Annotated in this window: 18 protein-coding genes; 8 read left to right on the forward strand and 10 right to left on the reverse strand. The window is 62.4% G+C overall.

All coding sequences use genetic code 11. From position 1 onward, the window contains the following. Nucleotides 1-46: 46 nt before the first annotated feature. Nucleotides 47-598: an alternate-type signal peptide domain-containing protein gene (locus tag EKH49_RS01480; RefSeq protein ID WP_128469368.1), complete on the reverse strand. Its 552-nt coding sequence runs from the start codon at nucleotides 596-598 to the stop codon at nucleotides 47-49. Between the two features lie 340 nt (nucleotides 599-938). After that, complete coding sequence (gene glsA / locus EKH49_RS01485; protein ID WP_128469370.1) at nucleotides 939-1,967, reverse strand: glutaminase A; 1,029 nt, start codon at nucleotides 1,965-1,967, stop codon at nucleotides 939-941. 209 nt (nucleotides 1,968-2,176) lie between these two features. Here glsA and EKH49_RS01490 point away from each other — a divergent pair, with 209 nt between their 5' ends. Together EKH49_RS01490 and EKH49_RS01495 are read left to right on the forward strand one after the other, a co-directional pair. Continuing rightward, nucleotides 2,177-2,599: an acyl-CoA thioesterase gene (locus EKH49_RS01490; RefSeq protein ID WP_073706909.1), complete on the forward strand. Its 423-nt coding sequence runs from the start codon at nucleotides 2,177-2,179 to the stop codon at nucleotides 2,597-2,599. Between the two features lie 199 nt (nucleotides 2,600-2,798). Continuing rightward, on the forward strand, nucleotides 2,799-3,221 hold the full coding sequence (locus EKH49_RS01495) for a VOC family protein (protein ID WP_128469371.1): 423 nt from the start codon (nucleotides 2,799-2,801) through the stop codon (nucleotides 3,219-3,221). A gap of 4 nt (nucleotides 3,222-3,225) precedes the next feature. On the opposite strand, the gene EKH49_RS01500 is transcribed toward EKH49_RS01495, so the two are convergent. After that, the gene (locus EKH49_RS01500; protein WP_128469373.1) at nucleotides 3,226-4,065 is read right to left on the reverse strand and encodes an SGNH/GDSL hydrolase family protein; all 840 of its coding nucleotides are present in this window, start codon (nucleotides 4,063-4,065) and stop codon (nucleotides 3,226-3,228) included. Nucleotides 4,066-4,136: 71 nt separating this feature from the next. Then, complete coding sequence (locus EKH49_RS01505; RefSeq protein ID WP_128469375.1) at nucleotides 4,137-4,745, reverse strand: GNAT family N-acetyltransferase; 609 nt, start codon at nucleotides 4,743-4,745, stop codon at nucleotides 4,137-4,139. 125 nt (nucleotides 4,746-4,870) lie between these two features. Here EKH49_RS01505 and EKH49_RS01510 point away from each other — a divergent pair, with 125 nt between their 5' ends. Genes EKH49_RS01510 through EKH49_RS01520 form a run of 3 tightly spaced genes read left to right on the forward strand, consistent with a single transcriptional unit; the run spans nucleotide 4,871 to nucleotide 7,700 of the window. After that, the gene (locus EKH49_RS01510; protein ID WP_128469377.1) at nucleotides 4,871-6,163 is read left to right on the forward strand and encodes a sensor histidine kinase; all 1,293 of its coding nucleotides are present in this window, start codon (nucleotides 4,871-4,873) and stop codon (nucleotides 6,161-6,163) included. Then, the gene (locus EKH49_RS01515; protein ID WP_128469378.1) at nucleotides 6,151-6,840 is read left to right on the forward strand and encodes a response regulator transcription factor; all 690 of its coding nucleotides are present in this window, start codon (nucleotides 6,151-6,153) and stop codon (nucleotides 6,838-6,840) included. Before EKH49_RS01510 ends, EKH49_RS01515 begins: the two co-directional genes overlap by 13 nt. Beyond that, nucleotides 6,837-7,700: a hypothetical protein gene (locus tag EKH49_RS01520; protein ID WP_128469380.1), complete on the forward strand. Its 864-nt coding sequence runs from the start codon at nucleotides 6,837-6,839 to the stop codon at nucleotides 7,698-7,700. Before EKH49_RS01515 ends, EKH49_RS01520 begins: the two co-directional genes overlap by 4 nt. 132 nt (nucleotides 7,701-7,832) lie before the next feature. On the opposite strand, the gene xylB is transcribed toward EKH49_RS01520, so the two are convergent. After that, nucleotides 7,833-9,221, reverse strand: a complete 1,389-nt coding sequence (gene xylB, locus EKH49_RS01525) for a xylulokinase (protein WP_128469381.1) — start codon at nucleotides 9,219-9,221, stop codon at nucleotides 7,833-7,835. Continuing rightward, nucleotides 9,218-10,033 (reverse strand): DeoR/GlpR family DNA-binding transcription regulator, encoded by an 816-nt coding sequence (locus tag EKH49_RS01530; RefSeq protein WP_073706916.1) that lies wholly within the window; start codon nucleotides 10,031-10,033, stop codon nucleotides 9,218-9,220. The genes xylB and EKH49_RS01530 overlap by 4 nt, the downstream gene beginning before the upstream one ends. Nucleotides 10,034-10,207: 174 nt before the next feature. On the opposite strand from EKH49_RS01530, the gene EKH49_RS01535 reads away from it, so the two are divergent. Both EKH49_RS01535 and EKH49_RS01540 read left to right on the forward strand, forming a co-directional pair. Next, nucleotides 10,208-11,539 (forward strand): MFS transporter, encoded by a 1,332-nt coding sequence (locus EKH49_RS01535; protein ID WP_128469383.1) that lies wholly within the window; start codon nucleotides 10,208-10,210, stop codon nucleotides 11,537-11,539. 39 nt (nucleotides 11,540-11,578) lie between these two features. After that, nucleotides 11,579-13,063, forward strand: a complete 1,485-nt coding sequence (locus tag EKH49_RS01540; protein ID WP_128469385.1) for a mannitol dehydrogenase family protein — start codon at nucleotides 11,579-11,581, stop codon at nucleotides 13,061-13,063. Nucleotides 13,064-13,134: 71 nt separating this feature from the next. Here EKH49_RS01540 and EKH49_RS01545 read toward each other — a convergent pair whose 3' ends face one another. The 4 genes from EKH49_RS01545 to EKH49_RS01560 all read right to left on the reverse strand — a co-directional run bounded on the left by EKH49_RS01545 (nucleotide 13,135) and on the right by EKH49_RS01560 (nucleotide 17,362). Beyond that, nucleotides 13,135-13,461, reverse strand: coding sequence for a helix-turn-helix transcriptional regulator (locus tag EKH49_RS01545; protein ID WP_128469386.1), 327 nt, complete (start codon nucleotides 13,459-13,461; stop codon nucleotides 13,135-13,137). Nucleotides 13,462-13,718: 257 nt separating this feature from the next. Further along, nucleotides 13,719-14,546, reverse strand: a complete 828-nt coding sequence (locus EKH49_RS01550) for a PspA/IM30 family protein (protein WP_128469387.1) — start codon at nucleotides 14,544-14,546, stop codon at nucleotides 13,719-13,721. A gap of 88 nt (nucleotides 14,547-14,634) precedes the next feature. Then, the gene (locus tag EKH49_RS01555) at nucleotides 14,635-15,351 is read right to left on the reverse strand and encodes an AAA family ATPase (RefSeq protein WP_128469388.1); all 717 of its coding nucleotides are present in this window, start codon (nucleotides 15,349-15,351) and stop codon (nucleotides 14,635-14,637) included. 112 nt (nucleotides 15,352-15,463) lie between these two features. Beyond that, on the reverse strand, nucleotides 15,464-17,362 hold the full coding sequence (locus EKH49_RS01560; protein ID WP_128469389.1) for an FAD-dependent monooxygenase: 1,899 nt from the start codon (nucleotides 17,360-17,362) through the stop codon (nucleotides 15,464-15,466). A gap of 167 nt (nucleotides 17,363-17,529) precedes the next feature. On the opposite strand from EKH49_RS01560, the gene EKH49_RS01565 reads away from it, so the two are divergent. Further along, nucleotides 17,530-18,195 carry an IclR family transcriptional regulator gene (locus EKH49_RS01565; protein WP_128469390.1) on the forward strand — a complete coding sequence of 222 codons (666 nt, stop codon included), beginning with the start codon at nucleotides 17,530-17,532 and terminating at the stop codon, nucleotides 18,193-18,195. Nucleotides 18,196-18,292: the final 97 nt, after the last annotated feature.

Consider the following 18,292-nt stretch of genomic DNA (forward strand, 5'->3'; position numbering starts at 1 on the left):
CGAACTTCAGGGCTTTTGGCATGCCGCTTCGAGAATCCGCCAACCGCTAGCTGCGAACCTGGTCCAGTGTCAGGGTCAGCGCGTTCAGGTCAATCGCCTTGTCCATGGTGTCGTTTGGCGTAGATGCAGCGGTTCCGGTTGGGAAGGTCACGGTGATTTTCACCGGCACATCGTAACTTCCCTGCTCTGCAAAGGAAATGACGTTGCCTTCCTTGGTCAATCCTTCAGCCGTTGCATCGATTTCAAGGCCAAGTTCGATTTCGTCCTGGAGCTCCGGCGGCAGCGCCTGCAGCGTACCTACCGACAGGGCACCCTGGATGTTCTTGCCTTCGGCATCGATCTGCACTGTCTGCGTGTAGGCTACGACATCGCCCGGAACGATTTGCTCGGTGGCCGGATCGAATGGCACACCCGCACCGCCGTCGCTGATGTCGGTCCAGACGCCGTTGTTGTCTACGGTGAGCGCCAGGTGGCCAGTATTTACCGTCCCTGCGTCAACAGTTTCGGACTGCTGCCAAAGTGCGATGGTTCCTGCTCCGCCGAGGAGCAGCGCTCCGGCAGCGACTGCGGCGATGGTTGCCTTGGTTACTTTCTTCATGAAATACGCATCCTCAAAGTTCACGTGCCCCCAGTGACACACACTTTAAGTAAAGCTTGTTTAGTAGGTTTTTCAACCCCGGCACTTCACATGCCGTGACAACCGTCAGGTCCCTCGAAATGACGCACTACAACTATTGCGCAGAGGTGCACTCAGAGTGCTGTCAATTTTTCCTAACCAGCAGGTGGGACACTCTTTCTAACAGGACTTTTCCAGACCTTGCAATACCCATGCACCGGATGGCGGAAACAAGTCAGCAAGACCTAACCGCTTGTCTAGCAAACTTTAGCTAGTTAGCGAATCATTCCACCTTATTGGATAAACTGCGAAATTCCCGGAATCAGCTGTCCCGGTCCGGGGCCGAGGCAAAGAGGTTCAGGCCCATGGCGCGCGAAAGCTGCCCAATGGCAAGCTGCGCACGCACCGAGTTCCCGGCCATGTCCAATGGCGGCGAGAACGCGCCGATGGCACCCTTGCCGGGAGCCACCGCGACGATACCGCCGGAAACACCTGATTTCGCCGGGATACCGATTTCAAACAGCCATTCACCCGAGCGCTCGTACAAGCCATTGGAGGCAACCGTCGCCAAGGTGTCGCGGCAAACATCAGCATCCACAACGCGCTGTCCGGTCACCGGGTTCACGCCGCCGTCAGCCAGTGTCGCTCCCATGATGGCCAAATCGTGCGCGTTGATGTTCAGCGAGCACTGCTTGGTGTAGACATCCACAGCATCATAGGGGTCGCCATCCAACCGGCCGTAGCTCTTGAGCAAATGCCCCAGGGCCTTGTTCCGCTCGTTGGCCAACGACTCGGAATGGTAGACCTCGTCATCCAGGCTCAGCGACCGGCCGGCGAAGGCGGAGAGTCCTTCGCGCACGTTCTCCCATTTCTTGGCAGCGGTCTTCCCCGGCATCAGCGAGGTGGTGGCGATGGCACCGGCATTGACCATCGGATTCATCGGCAACCCGTTGTTCAATTCCACTGCCATGACCGAATTGAACGACATGCCGGTGTTATTCACTCCGATGCGGTCCCGGACGACTTCGCGGCCGTGCTCCTGGACTACCAGCGCATAGACGAACATCTTCGAGATCGACTGGATCGAAAAGAGATGGCTGCAATCGCCCACCGTGTGGACCGAGCCGCCCACGTGGGACATGGCGATGCCAAAGAGGTCGGGATCGGCTTGGCCCAGGATCGGAATGTAGTGGGCCAGCAGTCCATCATCGACATCCGCGTAGCGCTCATGGGCTTCCTTGAGCAAGGAGTCGATGCGATTATGCTCCAGCTCACCGGTGGAAACCTGCTGAACGACATCGTCGAAGTCGGTAGGAATAGTCTCGTTATTCCCTTCCGAAGGATAGGTCATTCTCACCTGCCTCTGATCCTGAGTCCATTGATCCATGCTGCTTGGTTTGACCTTATCAACAGCTCCGGCGCTTGGCACCTCGCGTCAAGCTCGAAGCGGACAGAATCACGCTCGCCGAGGACCTCCAACTCGAGAATCCCCTGTGTTTTCCCCGACATTGTGGAGCAACTAACAGCGCAAAGTCCTCCGCCTGACTTAGCATTTTGTGCATGGCTAAGGGTATTACTTTTCATACGCGCAAGTGGGTCCGCCCAGAAGACTTGAACGCAAACGGCACGCTGTTCGGCGGCAGCCTGTTGCGCTGGATCGATGAAGAAGCTGCGATCTATTCGATCATCCAGCTGGGCAACAAGCACGTTGTCACCAAGTTCATGTCCGAGATCAACTTCATCGCTTCCGCAAAGGAAGGCGATTTGATCGAGATGGGCCTGACCGCCATCGACTTCGGCCGGACCTCGATCACCCTGCGCGCAGAGGTGCGCAACATCTTCACCCAGGAATCGATCCTGACCATCGAAAAGCTGGTGTTCGTGAACATGGGCACGGACGGCAAGCCCCAGCCTCACGGCTACGACCAGATCACCTACACCCGCGATCGCATCCCGCTGGAAATCACCAAGGCTCTGATCTAGCCTCTGTTCGATTGCCCGAAGCCCTCACTAAACCAAGGGTTAGATTCAAGGTCCCGCTCGGCCGCACCTCGTTGCGTGCCCCGGCGGGACCTTGCTTTATTTGCAGGCAATTCACCCCAAGCTCTTGCACTGGGTTCTTGCGTCCAGCAAAGTTGATTCTGCACCGAGGAATTCCCGCCTACGCAGAAGCGAGCCACCCATGGGACAAATGATTTTCGTCAACCTGCCGACCGCAGATCTAGCAAGAGCCGACAAGTTCTACGAGGCTCTGGGCTTTACCAAGAACCCCACGTTCTCCGATGAGAACGCCACCTCCTGGATCATCGACGAGAACATCTTCGTGATGGTGCTGCGCCAGGAGTTCTTCTCCAGCTTCCTGGTCAATGGCGATCAACCGGCACTCGGAAATGGCGTGCGCGAAACGCTCAATGCCATCTCTGCGGAAACTCGCGAAGGCGTCGACGATTTTGTCGCACGTGCCGAGGCCGGCGGCGGCAACGTCTACCGCCCGGCGGATGAGCCCTTCCCGGGCATGTACCAGGCAGCCGTCCAGGACCCGGACGGGCACGTCTGGGAAATCGCGTGGATGAGCCCCGAAGCAATGGAAAACCCTACCGGCTGACCTGCTAGCCAAGCTCGGAATTCCGCAGGTGCCGCGACTCTTCTGATTTACGGCGCCTGCGGAACTGCTTTTTCATCCCCTGTGCCGGATATATCGGCTCAGGCCAGCGAGGTTGCAGCTGGTCGCCTAAGGTAATGCCGCGCATGCGCCGCCCGAACATCGGCAGCACCCATTGCCTCAGCCATTCCACATCTCGCTGGGTGGCCTGCCAGAACCCGACCCGGTCCGCGGCGCCAAAGGGATCGAAAACCAGCTGGTGCGGATATCCGAGGATCTCCAGGATCCGGATGGCCATATAACGATGGCCTGCACGGTTCATATGCAGCTTGTCGATATCCCACATGCGCTTGTCCCGGTAGGCATCCCAGTTCCAGTAATCAACGAGCACCACCGAATCCGGGTAGCGTTCGGCCAGCTGGCGCACGCACTCGTTGAAGCGCCAGTTGCGCCGCTTGAACGGGGCGAGCACCGGGTGCACCGGGATATCGAACCCGGTGAACAGCAAAACCTTGGCGCCAGTGGAGACCAGAGCGTCGACGGCTCGGGCATACTGCGCCAGGAACTCCTTCATGTCCTTTCGGAATTCGAGGATATCGTTGCCTCCGGCATAGAAGGTAATCACCTCCGGCTTGAGCTCCAAAGCAACGGGGATCTGCTCGTCGATGATCGATTTGAGCCGGCGGCTGCGGATGCCCAGATTCACGTACTGCCATTCGGGATCCGACTTGGACAGCTGCTTGGCCACGCGGTCAGCCCAGCCACGCACCCCGTTGGGCAGCCTGGGTTCCCAGTCCCCCACGCCTTCGGTGAAGGAATCCCCGATCGCCATAAACAGCCGCCCCATGCTACCGACGCTAGAAGCCGAAAGTGCCTAGCAGGAAGCTTGCTGTTGAATTTCTGGCAAACGCTGGCGGTTCAGAAAACCTTGCGCATGATCAGCCGCGGCATCTTGCTGGCTTGGGCGTCGCTGACTCCAACGATCTCGAACCCTACCTGCTCGAACATCTTCCGCGTTCCCACGAAGGCCATGGTCAAGTCCATGCGTCCTGCAGGACCCACCGGGTAGGCCTCGACCGCTGGTGCTCCGAGGTCGCGCGCATATTCCACTGCACCGTGGAGCATGGCCCGGTTCACGCCCTGGCGGCGGTGGCCGCTGCGCACCACCATGCAGATGATGCTCCAGACTTCCAGCTCATCCACGGGCCTGATGAGCTTGGACTTCGCCAGCAGCGGGATCTGCGAGCGCGGGGAGATGCTGCACCAGCCTACCGGTTCACCGCCGCGATAAGCGATGACGCCCGGGGCAATCGGCTCGGCGCTCAGCGAGCGCATGGCTTCGAACCGGTCCCCTGCGCCGCGTTCCCTGATTTCGTTGGCGCTGAGCCGGTGCGACAAGCACCAGCAGTGATTCTCGCGATGGTTCGGATTCACTACCGTGGCGAAGTCTTCCATACGCTCCTCGGTCAGGGGCTTGACCACGATGGGCGCTGTTCCTTTGGCTTGCGGATCCTGATTCGTTTCCATCTGTCCATCCTGCGCTTCGAACGGCTGCAATGGCACCCCCGGCGGAATATTCTTCGGGTTTTCCATAATGAAGAACTCCGGTTCCCTCGGTGTTGGCGCTGACCTGCGCGCTCTAGTGTTGAGGTATGACTTCGACACCTAAGGTTTCACCGGGCACCGCACCGGACCGTCCCCCGCTGAGATTAGGCATGACGTTGCTGCAGATGGCGTTGCTCGGTTCCGCCGGCCTGATCATGTTTTCGCTTTTGCTCGGATGGCTCTCGCTCGGCATCGCGCTGACCCCGCTGCTCGGCCTGGGCCTGCTCTTCCTGGCCGGCCTGGTCTATGCACTCTTCGGCATCGCCCGCTTCGAGCTGATGCGAGTCAGCAACCTCTACGACATGGACGTCACTGCGCTGATCTGGCGGCCCCGCCGCCGCGAGGGTTTCGGCGAATACGTCCGCTCGCTGGGGCGCAACCTGGCCAACGGACGCATGTGGGCCCTGCTGGGAAGCTTGCTCTTCTCCTGCCTGGCCGGTTCGCTGATGCTCAGCGCATTGCAGCTGGCAGTCCGCACCGGCATCGTCGCCTTCGCTCCGTTCCTGCAATCGGGTCAGGCTGATCCGCTGGCGAGCGTTCCAGGGCTGTGGGGCTTCCAGATCCCGGTTGGCCAGGCTCCGTGGCTGCTACTGGCTACCCTGCTGGGACTGGCAGTAGTTGTCGGCCTCGTCTTCTTGCACCGCATGGTCACCGTGGGAATAGTCGGCTCGATTGCCCGCGAGACCGCACTGGTGGAACGCGTTCGCACCACCGCGGTGCAGCGCGAAGGAGCCGTGCGCGCTGCAGAGGTGGAGCGCACCCGCATCGAACGAGACCTGCACGACGGGGTCCAGCCCCGCCTGGTTTCCGTGGCCATGACCCTCGGCCTTGCGCATCAGCAGATCGACTCCGATCCGCAGCAGGCCAAGGCACTGGTGGCCGAAGCCCACGCTTCGACCAAGTCGGCAATCACCGAACTGCGCCAGCTCACCCGCGGCATCTACGCCTCGGTGCTCGATGACCGCGGACTGGATGCGGCGCTCTCGGCCATCGCAGGCCGCTCGCACATCCCGGTGGGACTGGATGTCCAGCTCAACGGCCGCTACCCGCGGGTGGCGGAGGCGGCGGTGTACTTCGCCATCGCCGAGGCGCTGACCAACGCGGCCAAGCATTCGCGGGCCCAGCGCTGCCAGGTCACCGTGAGGGTGCGCGAGCTCGAAGGCCAGCAAAGCCTGTGGGCCCGCATCGAGGACAACGGCACCGGCGGGGCGCGCATCACCCCCGGTGGAGGCCTGGATGGAATCAACAATCGGGTTCTCGCCGCCGGCGGCACCCTGACCCTGGACAGCCCGGCCGGCGGGCCAACTGCAGTGGAGGTGAACGTGCCATGCGCGTACTGATATGCGAAGACTCGGTCCTGCTGCGCGAAGGACTTGTCAGATTGCTGGCGCACAGCGGCCACCAGGTGGTCGCGGATCTGCCAGAGGCCAGCGGGCTGATGGATTTCCTGGAGACCGCCCCTGCGGAGGAATTCCCGCAGATCTACATCCTTGATGTCCGGCTCCCGCCGACCTACACGGATGAAGGCATCCGCGCGGCGCTGGAACTGCGCAAGAAGTATCCGGATCTGCCGGTGCTGGTGCTCTCCCAGTACGTGGAGGAACGCTACGCCTCTGAACTGATCTCCACCCAGTCCTCAGCGATCGGCTACCTGCTCAAAGACCGTGTTGCGGATGTCAGCGAGTTCATTGCTTCGCTGGAGCAGATTGCAGGTGGCGGAACAATCCTGGACCAGGAAGTGGTGGCACAGCTGTTGACCCGGCGAAATCACGATGACCGCATGCAGAACCTGACCGACCGGGAACGCACAGTCCTGGCCGCATTGGCCGAAGGAAAATCCAACCAGGCCATCGCCGCGCTGCTCTTCCTCTCGGAAGCCAGCGTTGAAAAGTACATCACTTCCATCTTCCAGAAACTCGGCTTGGAAGCCGACGGAACGGGCAACCGGCGCGTGCTGGCAGCCCTGGCCCATATCGAAACCCTGGGCACCAACCGCACAGACAGGACAGGATCATGACTTCCACGCACACCATGCCGCTACCCCCAACCCCTCCGGCCCCCTCCAACAACGGCAAGCCGCTGAACATCATCCTCGCGTTGCTAGGCGGGCTGGTCATTCTCACCCTGGTCATCGCCACGGCACGCAGCGCTTTCGCTTCGGTGTCCCGGGAGCATTCGATCCACGAAGCCGAGGTCTCCGGGGTGACCGCCTTGGAAGTTTCGGCCAGCTCGGGACGCTTCGATCTGGTCTTCGCAGACACCGAGAAGGCAGCCCTTGAAGTCCGAAGCGCCAAGGCCGCCAGCTGGAAGCTGCACCGCGAAGGCAACCGGCTCGTTGTCGATGCCCCGAACGCCTGGGACAATTTCTGCTTCTTCGGCTGCGGATTCGACGAAAATGAGGCAACGCTGGTGCTTCCGGAATCCCTGAATAACGGAACCCTGGATGCCGACTTCGATTTGTCCGCCGGATCCTTCAACGCCGTTGGCGACTACAAGAACATCGTGGTGGAGGTCGGCGCCGGGGAGCTGAACCTCACCGGCAGCGCGCAAACCGCCGATGTGGATCTGGGTGCCGGCGAAGCAACAGTCCGCCTGGAAAATGTCAAGAGCGCACGGTTCGACATCTCGGCCGGCGAACTGATCGGCGAACTGTCGGGCGAGGCGCCCAAGAGCATCGACGGCAGCGTCAGCGCCGGCTCGCTGGAGCTGCAGCTGCCCGAAACCACCTACGACCTGCGGCAGAATACGGCCGCCGGTTCGGTTGAGAACCAGCTTGCCACCGATCCGAACTCGCCGCACAAGATCACCATCCAGGTGGCTGCCGGCAATGCCATCCTGTACCCGGAAGGCACCGATAAGGAATCGATTGACCGCTAGTTCCGGTTTTCCCGGACAAGCAACAGCGTCCCTTCCTGCGATCAGCGTGAACTGATCGTAGGAAGGGACGCTGTTTCGTTCTGCTGGCAGTGGCCAGACCCCGGCGTGCGGACCGGCCGAAGATGCTGCCCGTTAGGTCCAGCCGTCCGTCGCCTCGCGCAGTTCTGCATAGCGGGCATAGATTTCCGGACGCGGCTGCGCCTCGAAACGAGTCGGCGCGGCAATATCCCAGTGCGGAGGCTCCTCCTTGCCGCTCAGTGCCCAGGCCGCTTGCCGGGCGGCTCCCAGCGCCACGTATTCCGCGGGCTGCGGAACGTCCACGGCGACGCCGAAGACCTGCGGGGCAATTCGCCGCACGGCTTCGGATTGGGCGCCGCCGCCAATCAGCAGGATCCTGCGGGTCGCCACCCCGGTGGCATTTTCAAGGGCTGCCACCGCATCCTTCATCGAGCACAGCAGGCCTTCCACGTAGGCGCGGGCCATCTCATTGCGTGTGGTGCCCGTGCGCAGCCCCCGCAGCACGCCCGTGGATTCGGGCCTGTTGGGGGTCCGTTCGCCGCCGAAATACGGCAGCAGGGTGACACCGCCGGATCCGGGTTCGGTACCCAGGGCAAGATCGGAGAATTCCTGCTGGGTCACGCCCAGCATGCGCGCACCGAAATCCAGCACCGGCGCGCCATTGAGCGTGCAGGCCAGCGGCAGGTAGTTCGCGCCGGCCGCCACGAAGCCGCTAACCATGCCGCTGCCGTCATGCACGCTGCGCTCGACCAGCGCGGAAGCCACGCCCGAGGTGCCCATGGACACGCACACATCGCCCGGCTGCAAGTCCAGCCCCAATGCGGCAGCCATGTTGTCACCGGTTCCGGCCGCGATCCTGGCTCCCTGCGCGGTCTGCCCGACCAGTTCATTGGCGGCGGCAAGCCGCGGGAGCTGAACAGGATGCCCCAGGGCCTGCTCCGCCAGCTCGGGCAGGAACCGCCGCTCGGCCGTCGAGTAATAGCCGGTCCCGGAGGCATCTCCGTGATCCGTGACGAATTCCTTGCGCCCGCCCAGGTGCCAGGTGAGGTAGTCGTGGGGAAGCACCACGCGGGCAGTGCGCCGGGCGTTCGCCGGTTCGTGTTCGCGCAGCCAGCGCAGCTTGGTGATCGTCAGCGACGCCACCAAGACGCTGCCGACCTTGTCGGCGGTAGCTTGGGCACCTCCCAGTTCACCGCCCAGCTGCGCGGCCTGCGGTGCCGATGACACGTCATTCCAGAGCATCGCATCGCGCACCGGCTCGTTCCGGGCATCTAGAGCCACCATCCCGTGCTGCTGCCCGGCCACGGACAACGCAGCGGCCCGGTCGATCAATCCGCCAGCGCTGGCTTCCAAGGCTTCGATCCATCGTTCGGGATTGATCTGGGTGCCCGGCAGATGCGGCTGGCGGCTGCTTGCCACTATCTCGCCGGTGGCTGCGTCGACAAGCAGCGCCTTGCACGATTGCGTCGAGGAATCGATTCCAAGGACATGGGTAGGGGTCATGAGTTGGCCTTCGTCGAGGTAGTGGCAATATGGATGCGCGGGCCCAGGCGCTGCAGCTCGGTGCGCGTTGCGGCGTCGAGCCCGTCATCGACCACAATGTCGTCGAATTCGCCGAGATCCATCACATGGTACATGCCCGAAGATTCGAATTTGGTGGAATCGACGACCAGGATCTTGCGCCCGCCCATTTTCAGCAGGCTTCGCTTGGTCAGGGCGGCTTCCGCGTCCGGGTGCAGCAGCGCATGGTTCTTGATCGCGGTAGTGGACACGAAGACCGCGTCAGCGGTGAGGCGCTGCGCCTGCTCGACCACGATGGATCCGAGGAACGAGTCGGTTTCCTGGTAGTACTGCCCGCCCAGGCCGACCAGGGCGATGTTCGGCAGCGAGGAAACGATCCCCATCAGCGCGAGCGAGTGCGTGATCACGGTGGATGGCTGCCGGGCTTCAAGGTGCGCGCCCAGTGCCCCCACGGTAGTGGAGTCGTCCAAGGCTATGACAGCGTCCGGCTCGATCAGCGTTGCGGCCGTGGCGGCCAGCTCCTGCTTGATCTCGGCATGCAGGTGCCGGCGCAGTTTCACGTCCCGCTCAGCAAGGCGTGCGGTAATTGCCCGCGCTCCGCCGCGGATGCGTTCCAGCCGGCCGTCCTTGGCCAGGTGGTCAAGGTCCCGGTGGATCGTCATTGCGCTGACGCCGAAAATCTCGGCCAGCTCCTCGACGCGCGTTCGCTGCATGCGGTTGACGTAGCCGGTGATCTCATCACGCCGGTCGTCAGGAGACAATCCCGCGACATCTTCGGCAGCAGCTGTTCCCACTCTGGATTCCCCATTTTTCACAATTTCGATGATATGTCCTGTGCGCTGAGTCGCAAAAGACCGAACCTCAGACAAATAATTTAACACTTTTCATGTTGAGTTTGTGTTTTTTGGTGTTAGATTAATTCCAGCACAAAGCAGAGAAGGCAGTCCGGCCGCAAAGGAGCGCATACGATGTCCATCCCCCAGTCCACCGCACCGGGAGGCGTTTCGCCCCGGGAATCCTTGCTGGATCGAATGGGATTGCCCCGTCCCCTGCTGTGGGGATTCGTCGGCCTGATGATCTTCATGATCGGCGATGGCGTCGAAACCAATATCCTCGCGCCGTACCTGACCGGCGAGCACGGCTTCTCCATCCCGCTGGCCGGCACCCTGGTCACGGTCTACGGCGTGGCGGTGGCCGCGGCCGCATTCCTGTCCGCTTCGCTCTCGGATCTATGGGGCCCGCGCAAGGTCATGCTGATCGGCGCGGCCACATGGATCGTATTCGAAGTGCTGTTCCTCGGGGTTGCACTGAACTCGTCCAGCACCGTGCTGGTCTTCATCACCTACGGCTTGCGCGGTTTCGGCTATCCGTTCTTCGCTTACGGTTTTCTGGTGTGGATCTCCGCGACGGCGAATGCCAAGCGCCTGGCTGTGGCCATCGGCTGGTTCTACGTGGCCTTCAGCGCCGGCTTGCCAACGCTGGGTGCACTGACCGCCAGCGCATCCATCGATTTGTTCGGGTTGGGCTACTACCAGACCCTGTGGCTGTCCTTGGCCCTGGTGGTCATCGGTGCCGCGGTCGCCTTGATCGGAGTCAAGGAGAAAACCGGACGCGCACCGCTGGTCGACAACCCCGAACAGGTCTGGCAGACCATGAGCTTCGGCTTGCGCCTGCTGGTCACCAACCGCAAGGCCATGATGGTGATGCTCACCCGCACCATTAATTCCGTGCCAACCTACGGCATGGCAATCTTCTTCCCGGCGTTGTTCGTTGACCGGTTCGGCTGGAGTGTTGGCCAGTTCCTCATCCTGACCACCGTGATCTATGCGGTGAACATCCCCTTCAATTTGGTCTTCGGGGCGCTGGGCGACAAGCTCGGCTGGTCCAAGACCGTGGTGTGGTTCGGCGCGGTGCTGTGCGCCATCTCCATGCTCTCGCTCTACCTGGTGCCGGCATGGGCCGTGGACAACGGCCTGGACTTCGCCTACGGACTGACCTTGTTGTGCGGTGCAGTGTTCGGCATTGGGCTGGCCGGATTCGTGCCGCTGTCAGCCATCGCGGTCTCCCTCGCGCCGCAGAACCCCGGCGCTGCCATGGCTTCCTACAACTTGGGCATCGGTGCTGCAGTCTTCGCCGGTCCACTGCTGGTCGCCATGCTCTACAACCTGCTGGGCGCTGCCGGCATGGTGTACCTCTTCGCGGCCCTTTACCTGGTGGCAGCCCTGATGTCCCATAGCCTGCGCGGAACCCAGCCCCGTGCGGAAGCTGCGCCACTCAGCGAAGCCGCCCAGCGCGCCTAAGCATCCCCCGACCTCCCACTTCCTAGGAGTTGTGAAACCGTGAAACTGTCCAATAACGCACTGGCCAACCTCCAGACCGACGCCGAGCTCCCCCGCTACGACCGCAGCAAGCTGCGCGCAGGCATCGTGCACTTCGGAGTAGGCGGATTCCATCGAGCGCACCAGGCAATGTACCTCGATCAGCTCATGAACGAGGGAAAGGCCCTTGACTGGGGCATCATCGGCATGGGCGTCATGCCTTCGGATGCGCGCATGCGCGATGTCCTTGCCGAGAGCGACGGGCTGTACACCCTCATGGTGAAGAACCCCGACGGCAGCGTCAAGGGCCGCGTCATTGGTTCCATCCTGGACTTCATCTACGCCCCGGATGACCTGCAGCGGGCCATTGAGCAGCTGGCAGACCCGCAGATCCGCATCGTGTCCTTGACCGTCACCGAGGGCGGCTACAACGTCAATCCGGTCACCGGCGAGTTCGACCAGCAAAATCAGGCCATCCTCGATGACCTGGCCAACCCCGATCAGCCGCGGACCACCTTCGGGCTGATCTGCGCGGCACTGAAGCTGCGCCGCGAACGGGGCATTGCTCCGTTCACCGTGATGAGCTGCGACAACATCCAGGGCAACGGCGAGGTCGCACGCAAGATGTTCGGCGCCTTCGCCTCCGCGTCTGACCAGGAGCTCGGCGCTTGGGTTCAGCGGCATGTCCCGTTCCCCAACTCCATGGTGGACCGCATCACCCCAGTGACGACCGAGGCCGATCGCGCCGAGGTTTCAGAACGCTACGGCATCGTCGATGCTTGGCCGGTGGTCTGCGAGGACTTCGCGCAATGGGTCCTGGAGGACAAGTTCACCAGCGGCCGGCCACCTTTCGAAGAGGCCGGGGTCCAGCTGGTAGATGATGTGGTCCCCTACGAGCTGATGAAGCTGCGTCTGCTGAACGCCACCCACCAGGGCCTGTGCTACTTCGGGCACCTGGCCGGCTACCGTGCCGTGCACGATGCGGCCCGCAACCCGCTGTTCGCGCAGTTCCTTCTGCGCTACATGAAGACCGAGGCAGCGCCGACCTTGCGCCCCCTGCCTGGCGTGGATCTGAATGCCTATCAAAACAAGCTCATTGCCCGCTACAGCAACGAGCACGTGGCCGATACCATTGCACGGCTGTGCGCGGATTCCTCTGACCGCATCCCGAAGTGGCTGGTGCCGGTGATCCGGGAGAACCTCGCCACCGGTGGCGAGGTGGCCCTGTCCGCCGCGATTGTTGCCAGCTGGGCTCGCTACGCCGAAGGCGTCGATGAAAACGGCGAGCCGATTGAGGTGGTGGACCGCCTGGCCGACCAGGTGCGCGCCGCCGCAGCGCGCCAGGCCGAGGACCCCCTGGCTTTCCTGCGTCAGCCCGACCTCTTCGGGGATCTTGTCGAGGACGAGCGATTCACCGCGCCCTACCTGCGGGCACTGGAGTCCTTGCACGCCCACGGCGCATCGAAGACCTTAGAAGCGATCATGGGCGCCGAGGTCTCTGCCTGATAACAGCGAAAGGGACAGCTTCTCTCACGTGAAGCTGTCCCTTTCGTTCGTTGGCAAGAAGTGCTGCCAGCCTACCGTGAGACTGTTTCGGCGGGACCGGATATTGGAGCAAGGGTCAGTTCCATCCCTAAGGATGACGCCAAACGGATCAACGTTTCACGTGTCGGATTTCCCAACCCTCGTTCAATGCGGCTGATATCGGCCTGCTGAACGCCTGCGCGAGCTGCAAGCTCCGGTTGAGTTAATTTAGCTTCGGTACGCGCTCGTGCAATGCTTCGACCAAGCTTCAGCGATCGATCAACCTCAGCCTCCAGATGTTCGCCCATGCGCGAGGACAGATCCGTAGTCTCAGCCGACCACTTTTCGCGGCGCTTGGCGATTTCCTGGCCATAGGACAATGTCGGCACTTTGCATCCCCCTCTTCGAAACCATTGCTTTCATATTATGTGCGTCAACACATACCGGCTTCAAGGGCAAGAGTCCTGGAGGAGTTGGCATGTCGCAACAGGAATCATGCGGGAATCTTATTCTTCGGCGTACTGCCCCTTTACACTCCCTGTGTTCTCATTTAGCACGAGCGATCTCTGATAAATCGGCTTTCGAGTCAACAGCGGGGTTTCTGCCTAGCAGACCATTTACCTGCCCAGTGGCGCCGTTAGCCTTGTTGCTTCTTCAGGGCGGCCAGGCGTGCTTCGATCTCGGAAACCTGCGGTTCGCCGGCTTCGATCTGTGCTGCGCCGTTGGCTTCCTCCAGGATGTCCTGCGGAGCGTTGCTGGCCTTCAATGCCGCCAAGCGCGCATCGACTTCGGTGGCAGCACCGAGGTCGTCGAGCTGCGCGAACTGCGCATCAAGGGAAGATGCTGCCAGTTCCTGCGCACCGCGGACCTTGGCTTCGTCCTGGCGGATCTTCTGCTCGAAGCGGCTGATCTCGCTGGTTGGGTCGTTGATGTCCAAGGCCTTGAGGGTGTCCATCATCTGGTTCTGGGTCTTGGCATTCCGTGCGCGGGCTACCAGCTCATCGCGCTTGGCCACCAGTTCCTGGCGCTTGGTCTGCATGGTGTTCAGGCCGGTCTTCAGCTTGTCCACGACTTCGCGCTGGGTGGAGATGGTGGATTCCAGGCTCTTGGCCCGCTTCTCGGCGTCCATCTGGCGCTGAATCGCCACGGTGGCCAGCTGGTTGAACTTCTGCTGGTTAGCGGAATCGCCGGCGGCGGCATATTCATCAGCCTTGTTCGACGCGGCCAGCGCCTTGCCGCCCCAGTCCTTGGCTTCCTGCAGGAACTTGGCGTGGTCATCCTCGGCCATGCGCAGGTTGCCGATGGTCTGGGCGACTGCTTGCTCGGCCTGGGCAATGTTGTTGGTGTAATCGCGGACCGTCTGGTCCAGCATCTTCTTCGGATCCTCCAGGGCATCCAAGGCAGCGTTGGCGTTAGCCTTGCCGATACCGAAAATTCGAGCCCAAATTGAGCGCTTCTTGGCCATAGTGCGTCCCTTCGTCTTCCGTTGCTTAAAGCTTAGGGGAATTAGCGGTGGCGCTCTAACCAGAGATCCTTCTGCGTCGGGAAGCCGCCTAAGACAAATGGCGCAGGAAGCGCCCCGGCGCATCCAGGAACAGCCGCCAGTTGCGCACCATGTCCAAGTCGTCATAGCCCGATTCGCGGATTCCCCATTCCCCGATTTCGTAGATTTTCGCCTCCGGCAGGGAAGCGAGAATTGGCGAGTGGGTGGAGAGGATCACCTGGGACCCGGCACGCAGCAGATCGGCAATATGCGAGAGCAGCATCAGGCAGCCGTTGAAGGACAGGGCTGATTCTGCTTCGTCGAAGACCCACAATCCGTTCACCGCGGAGCGTTCGGTGAAGAATTCGATGAATGATTCGCCGTGGCTCTGGAAATTGTGCTTTCCGTGCGAGCCGATGGATCCCAAGTAGGCGAAGTGCCCATGCATGGTTTCCGCGCGCAGGAACACTCCTGCCTTGGATGCCCCGGCTCCGCGTTCCAATTGCAGATGCGAGGACAGCCCGGATTCGGTGGACTGCGTCTGGTGCATGCTGTGATTGGTTCCACCCTCGGCATTCAGCCCGAAAGCCGCGGCGATTGCTTCGACGAGCGTCGATTTTCCGGCGCCGTTCTCGCCGACCAGCACAGTCAGCTGGCCAAGTTCCAGCCCCTCGTCCAGCAGCTGGCGCACGGCCGGGATCCGGGCGGCCCAGTCCGAGCGATCCATGGGTGCCTTGGGATGCTCGGTGATCCGGCGAACCGGCCACGTGTCGAAAGGTGCGCTCATGAATCTGAGGCTATCAGCAGCCTGCGACAGCCCGGCACCCGCAGAACAGCACTGGGCCCCGGGGCCGCGCCACTGCATGGGCAGGGTGCGGCCACCGGGCCCAAGCGGTTTCCTAGCGGTTGACCGGCAGCATGTTCCCGGCGAAGAATCCGGCGATCTCATCACGCGCATCCAGCGGGAAGATGCCTGCGACGTACTGGTCCGGGCGGACCACCACGATGGCGCCGTCGGTGCTGACCTCGCGGTCGCGGAAGATGTCGCGGCCGTGGCCGGCGGCGAACACCTGGTTGATGTCGTGCAGGCCGTACGGGACTTTCAGCGGCTGGAAGGCCTTGGGCACGTCATGCAGCTCCACCTCGGTGTAGTCCTGCTGGTAGATGGCCTTGGTATCGAAGACTGCATCCTCGTCGCCGCCAGCCGGGGTGTACAGGTTGCGCGGCGAGCTGGCGTCCTCGGCCCACCAAGCGGCGAAGTCTGCCATCTTGGTGCCTTCGAGCGCAGGGGCGGCCGCGTCGGCGAAGACGTAGACGCGCCAGCGGCCATCGGCCTCGTGGAAGTGGCCCAGGTGGCGCCAGCGGTTATCCGAACGGCGGATGACCTCGGCGGACTTGAAGCGCTTGCCCACCGGGAAGCCCGGGGCCAGATCCTGGTGCTCCAGGCCGGTAGTGATCGAGGAAGCGGTGTACTGGGTCATGAATCCGGCAGGGAACTCCTGGGTCTGGGTGTAGTACTTCTCCAGCTCGTCCGGGTCTGTCCAGTCCTCGACGGACTTGGCCATCAGCGTGGACCATTCCTTGTCGAAGTCGATCAGGTTCTGCGCGATGACCTTGCGTTCCTCGGCGTAGGTGTCCAGCAGCGACTCGGGGGCGCGGCCCTCGAGCACAGCGGCCAGCTTCCAGCCCAGGTTGAAGCCATCCTGGATGGACACGTTCATGCCCTGGCCGGCCTTGGCCGAGTGGGTGTGGCAGGCATCGCCCATGATGAAGGCATGCGGGCTGCGGGTGCCGCGCTGTTCGTCCGGGACGTCGTCGAAACCGTCGGTGATGCGGTGCGCCACCTCGTAGACCGAGAACCAGGCGACGTTCTTCACGTCCATGGTGTACGGGTGGATAATCCGGTTGGCCGTGTCCACGATCTGCTCGACCGGGGTGTCGCGGATGGCGCCTGCGTCTTCCGCAGTGGTTTCGCCCAGGTCCACGTAGAAGCGGACCAGGTAGCCGCCTTCGCGCGGGATAAGCAGGATATTGCCCTGGTCGTGGGACTGGATGGAGCACTTGACCTGGATGTCCGGGAAGTCCGTGTTGACCATGACGTCCATGACGCCCCAGGCGTGCAGCGCGGCATCGCCGTGCAGCTTGTGGCCCAGCGAGCGGCGCACCTGGCTGCGCGCGCCGTCGCCGCCGACCAGGTACTTGGCCTTCACGGTGCGTTCTTCGCCGGCACGCGGCCCGGCCACGTACTTGATGTGCGCGGAGACTGGGTATTCGGCGGACGGGTCGATCTCGCAGCCGACGTATTCAACGCCGTAGTCCGGGGTGATCTTGCCCGGTGCGCGTTCGGCGTCGCGCAGGAAGTAGTCGAGGATGCGCGACTGGTTCACGTAGATGTGCGGGAATTCACTCATGCCGGTTGAGTCGTCCGCGGCGCGGGAGTGGCGCTTGATGTTGGCCGGGTTTTCCGGGTCCGGGGTCCAGAAGCACATCTCCACATTGCGGTACGCCTCTTCGATGACCTCGTTGGCGAAGCCGAAGGCCTGGAAGGTCTCCACCGAGCGGGCCTGGATGCCGTCGGCCTGGCCTACTTCCAGGCGGCCCGGGCGCATCTCGATGGCGCGGGCGTTGATGCTCGGGAAGCGCGAGAGCTGCGCGGTCACCACGGCGGCGGCCGGACCGGTGCCAACGATCAGCACATCCATTTCATCGGGGATTTCCTCGGCGCGGTTGATACCGTAGCCGGCGGCTTCCTTGACGCGCGGGTCTCCGGAGACGTATCCCCTGTGGTGAATCTGCATTATCTGGCTCCTTGTGCTGTGCCGCCACCCTCTATTGTCTCTATAGTTGCGACACTGTTGTAACTATAGAAACAATCGTAGCTTTCACGTAGGCTGGAGGCAAGACGTACGTCACACCGGAAACAGCGCTGGAAGCATCCGCGCATGCCAGATGAAATGATTGGACCATGAGCAAAACCACCGAAGGCGGTTCGCAGACCCTGGGCCGCGGGCTGGAAGCACTGACCCTGATCGGGGAATCCGCGGCGCCGCTAAGCGTCTCGGAACTCGCAGGGCTGCTGGGTGTGCACCGCTCCATGGCCTACCGGCTGGTCAAGACCTTCGAGCAGTACGGCTTCGTGGAACGCAACCCGGCAGGCGAGCTTGAATTGGGAGCACGCCTGGGCGCGCTGGCGCGCAATGTCGCCAAGTCCCTGCAGGCCGCGGCCGCACCGCATTTGGCCACCGTCTCCGATGAGCTGCAGATGACCGCGCTGCTGGTAGTCTTCGACGGCGAAGCGGCTGTCACGCTGAGCACCGCCGAACCCCGGCTGGCCGATGCCACCGTGGCCCAGCGCCCGGGCACCCGCCACCCAATCGACAACGGCGCACCGGGACGGGTCATCCGCTCCATGCTCAATCCCGACGGATATCCACCCAAGGACTTCGAATTCAGCCATGACGAGGTGATCCCGGGGCTGAGTTCGATTGCCGTTCCGCTGCTGCTTCCGCAGGGCAAGCCGGCGGCGATTGCCGTGATCTACCCGCCACTGGAACGCGACCACAACCATATTGCTGACGTGCTCGCGGCCGCGTCGGCGCGCATCTCGGCAAGCCTTGGCGTCCGCTCCTGACGCGGCGCCGGCTGGCTGGCTGCGCTAGCTACGCGGTACAAGCCTCATTGGAGCACCCTGCATCGCGTGGAAGGTAGGTGTCGGTTCCCTCTACCTG

The organism is Glutamicibacter sp. HZAU (genome assembly GCF_004100365.1).
GTDB lineage: Bacteria > Actinomycetota > Actinomycetes > Actinomycetales > Micrococcaceae > Glutamicibacter > Glutamicibacter nicotianae.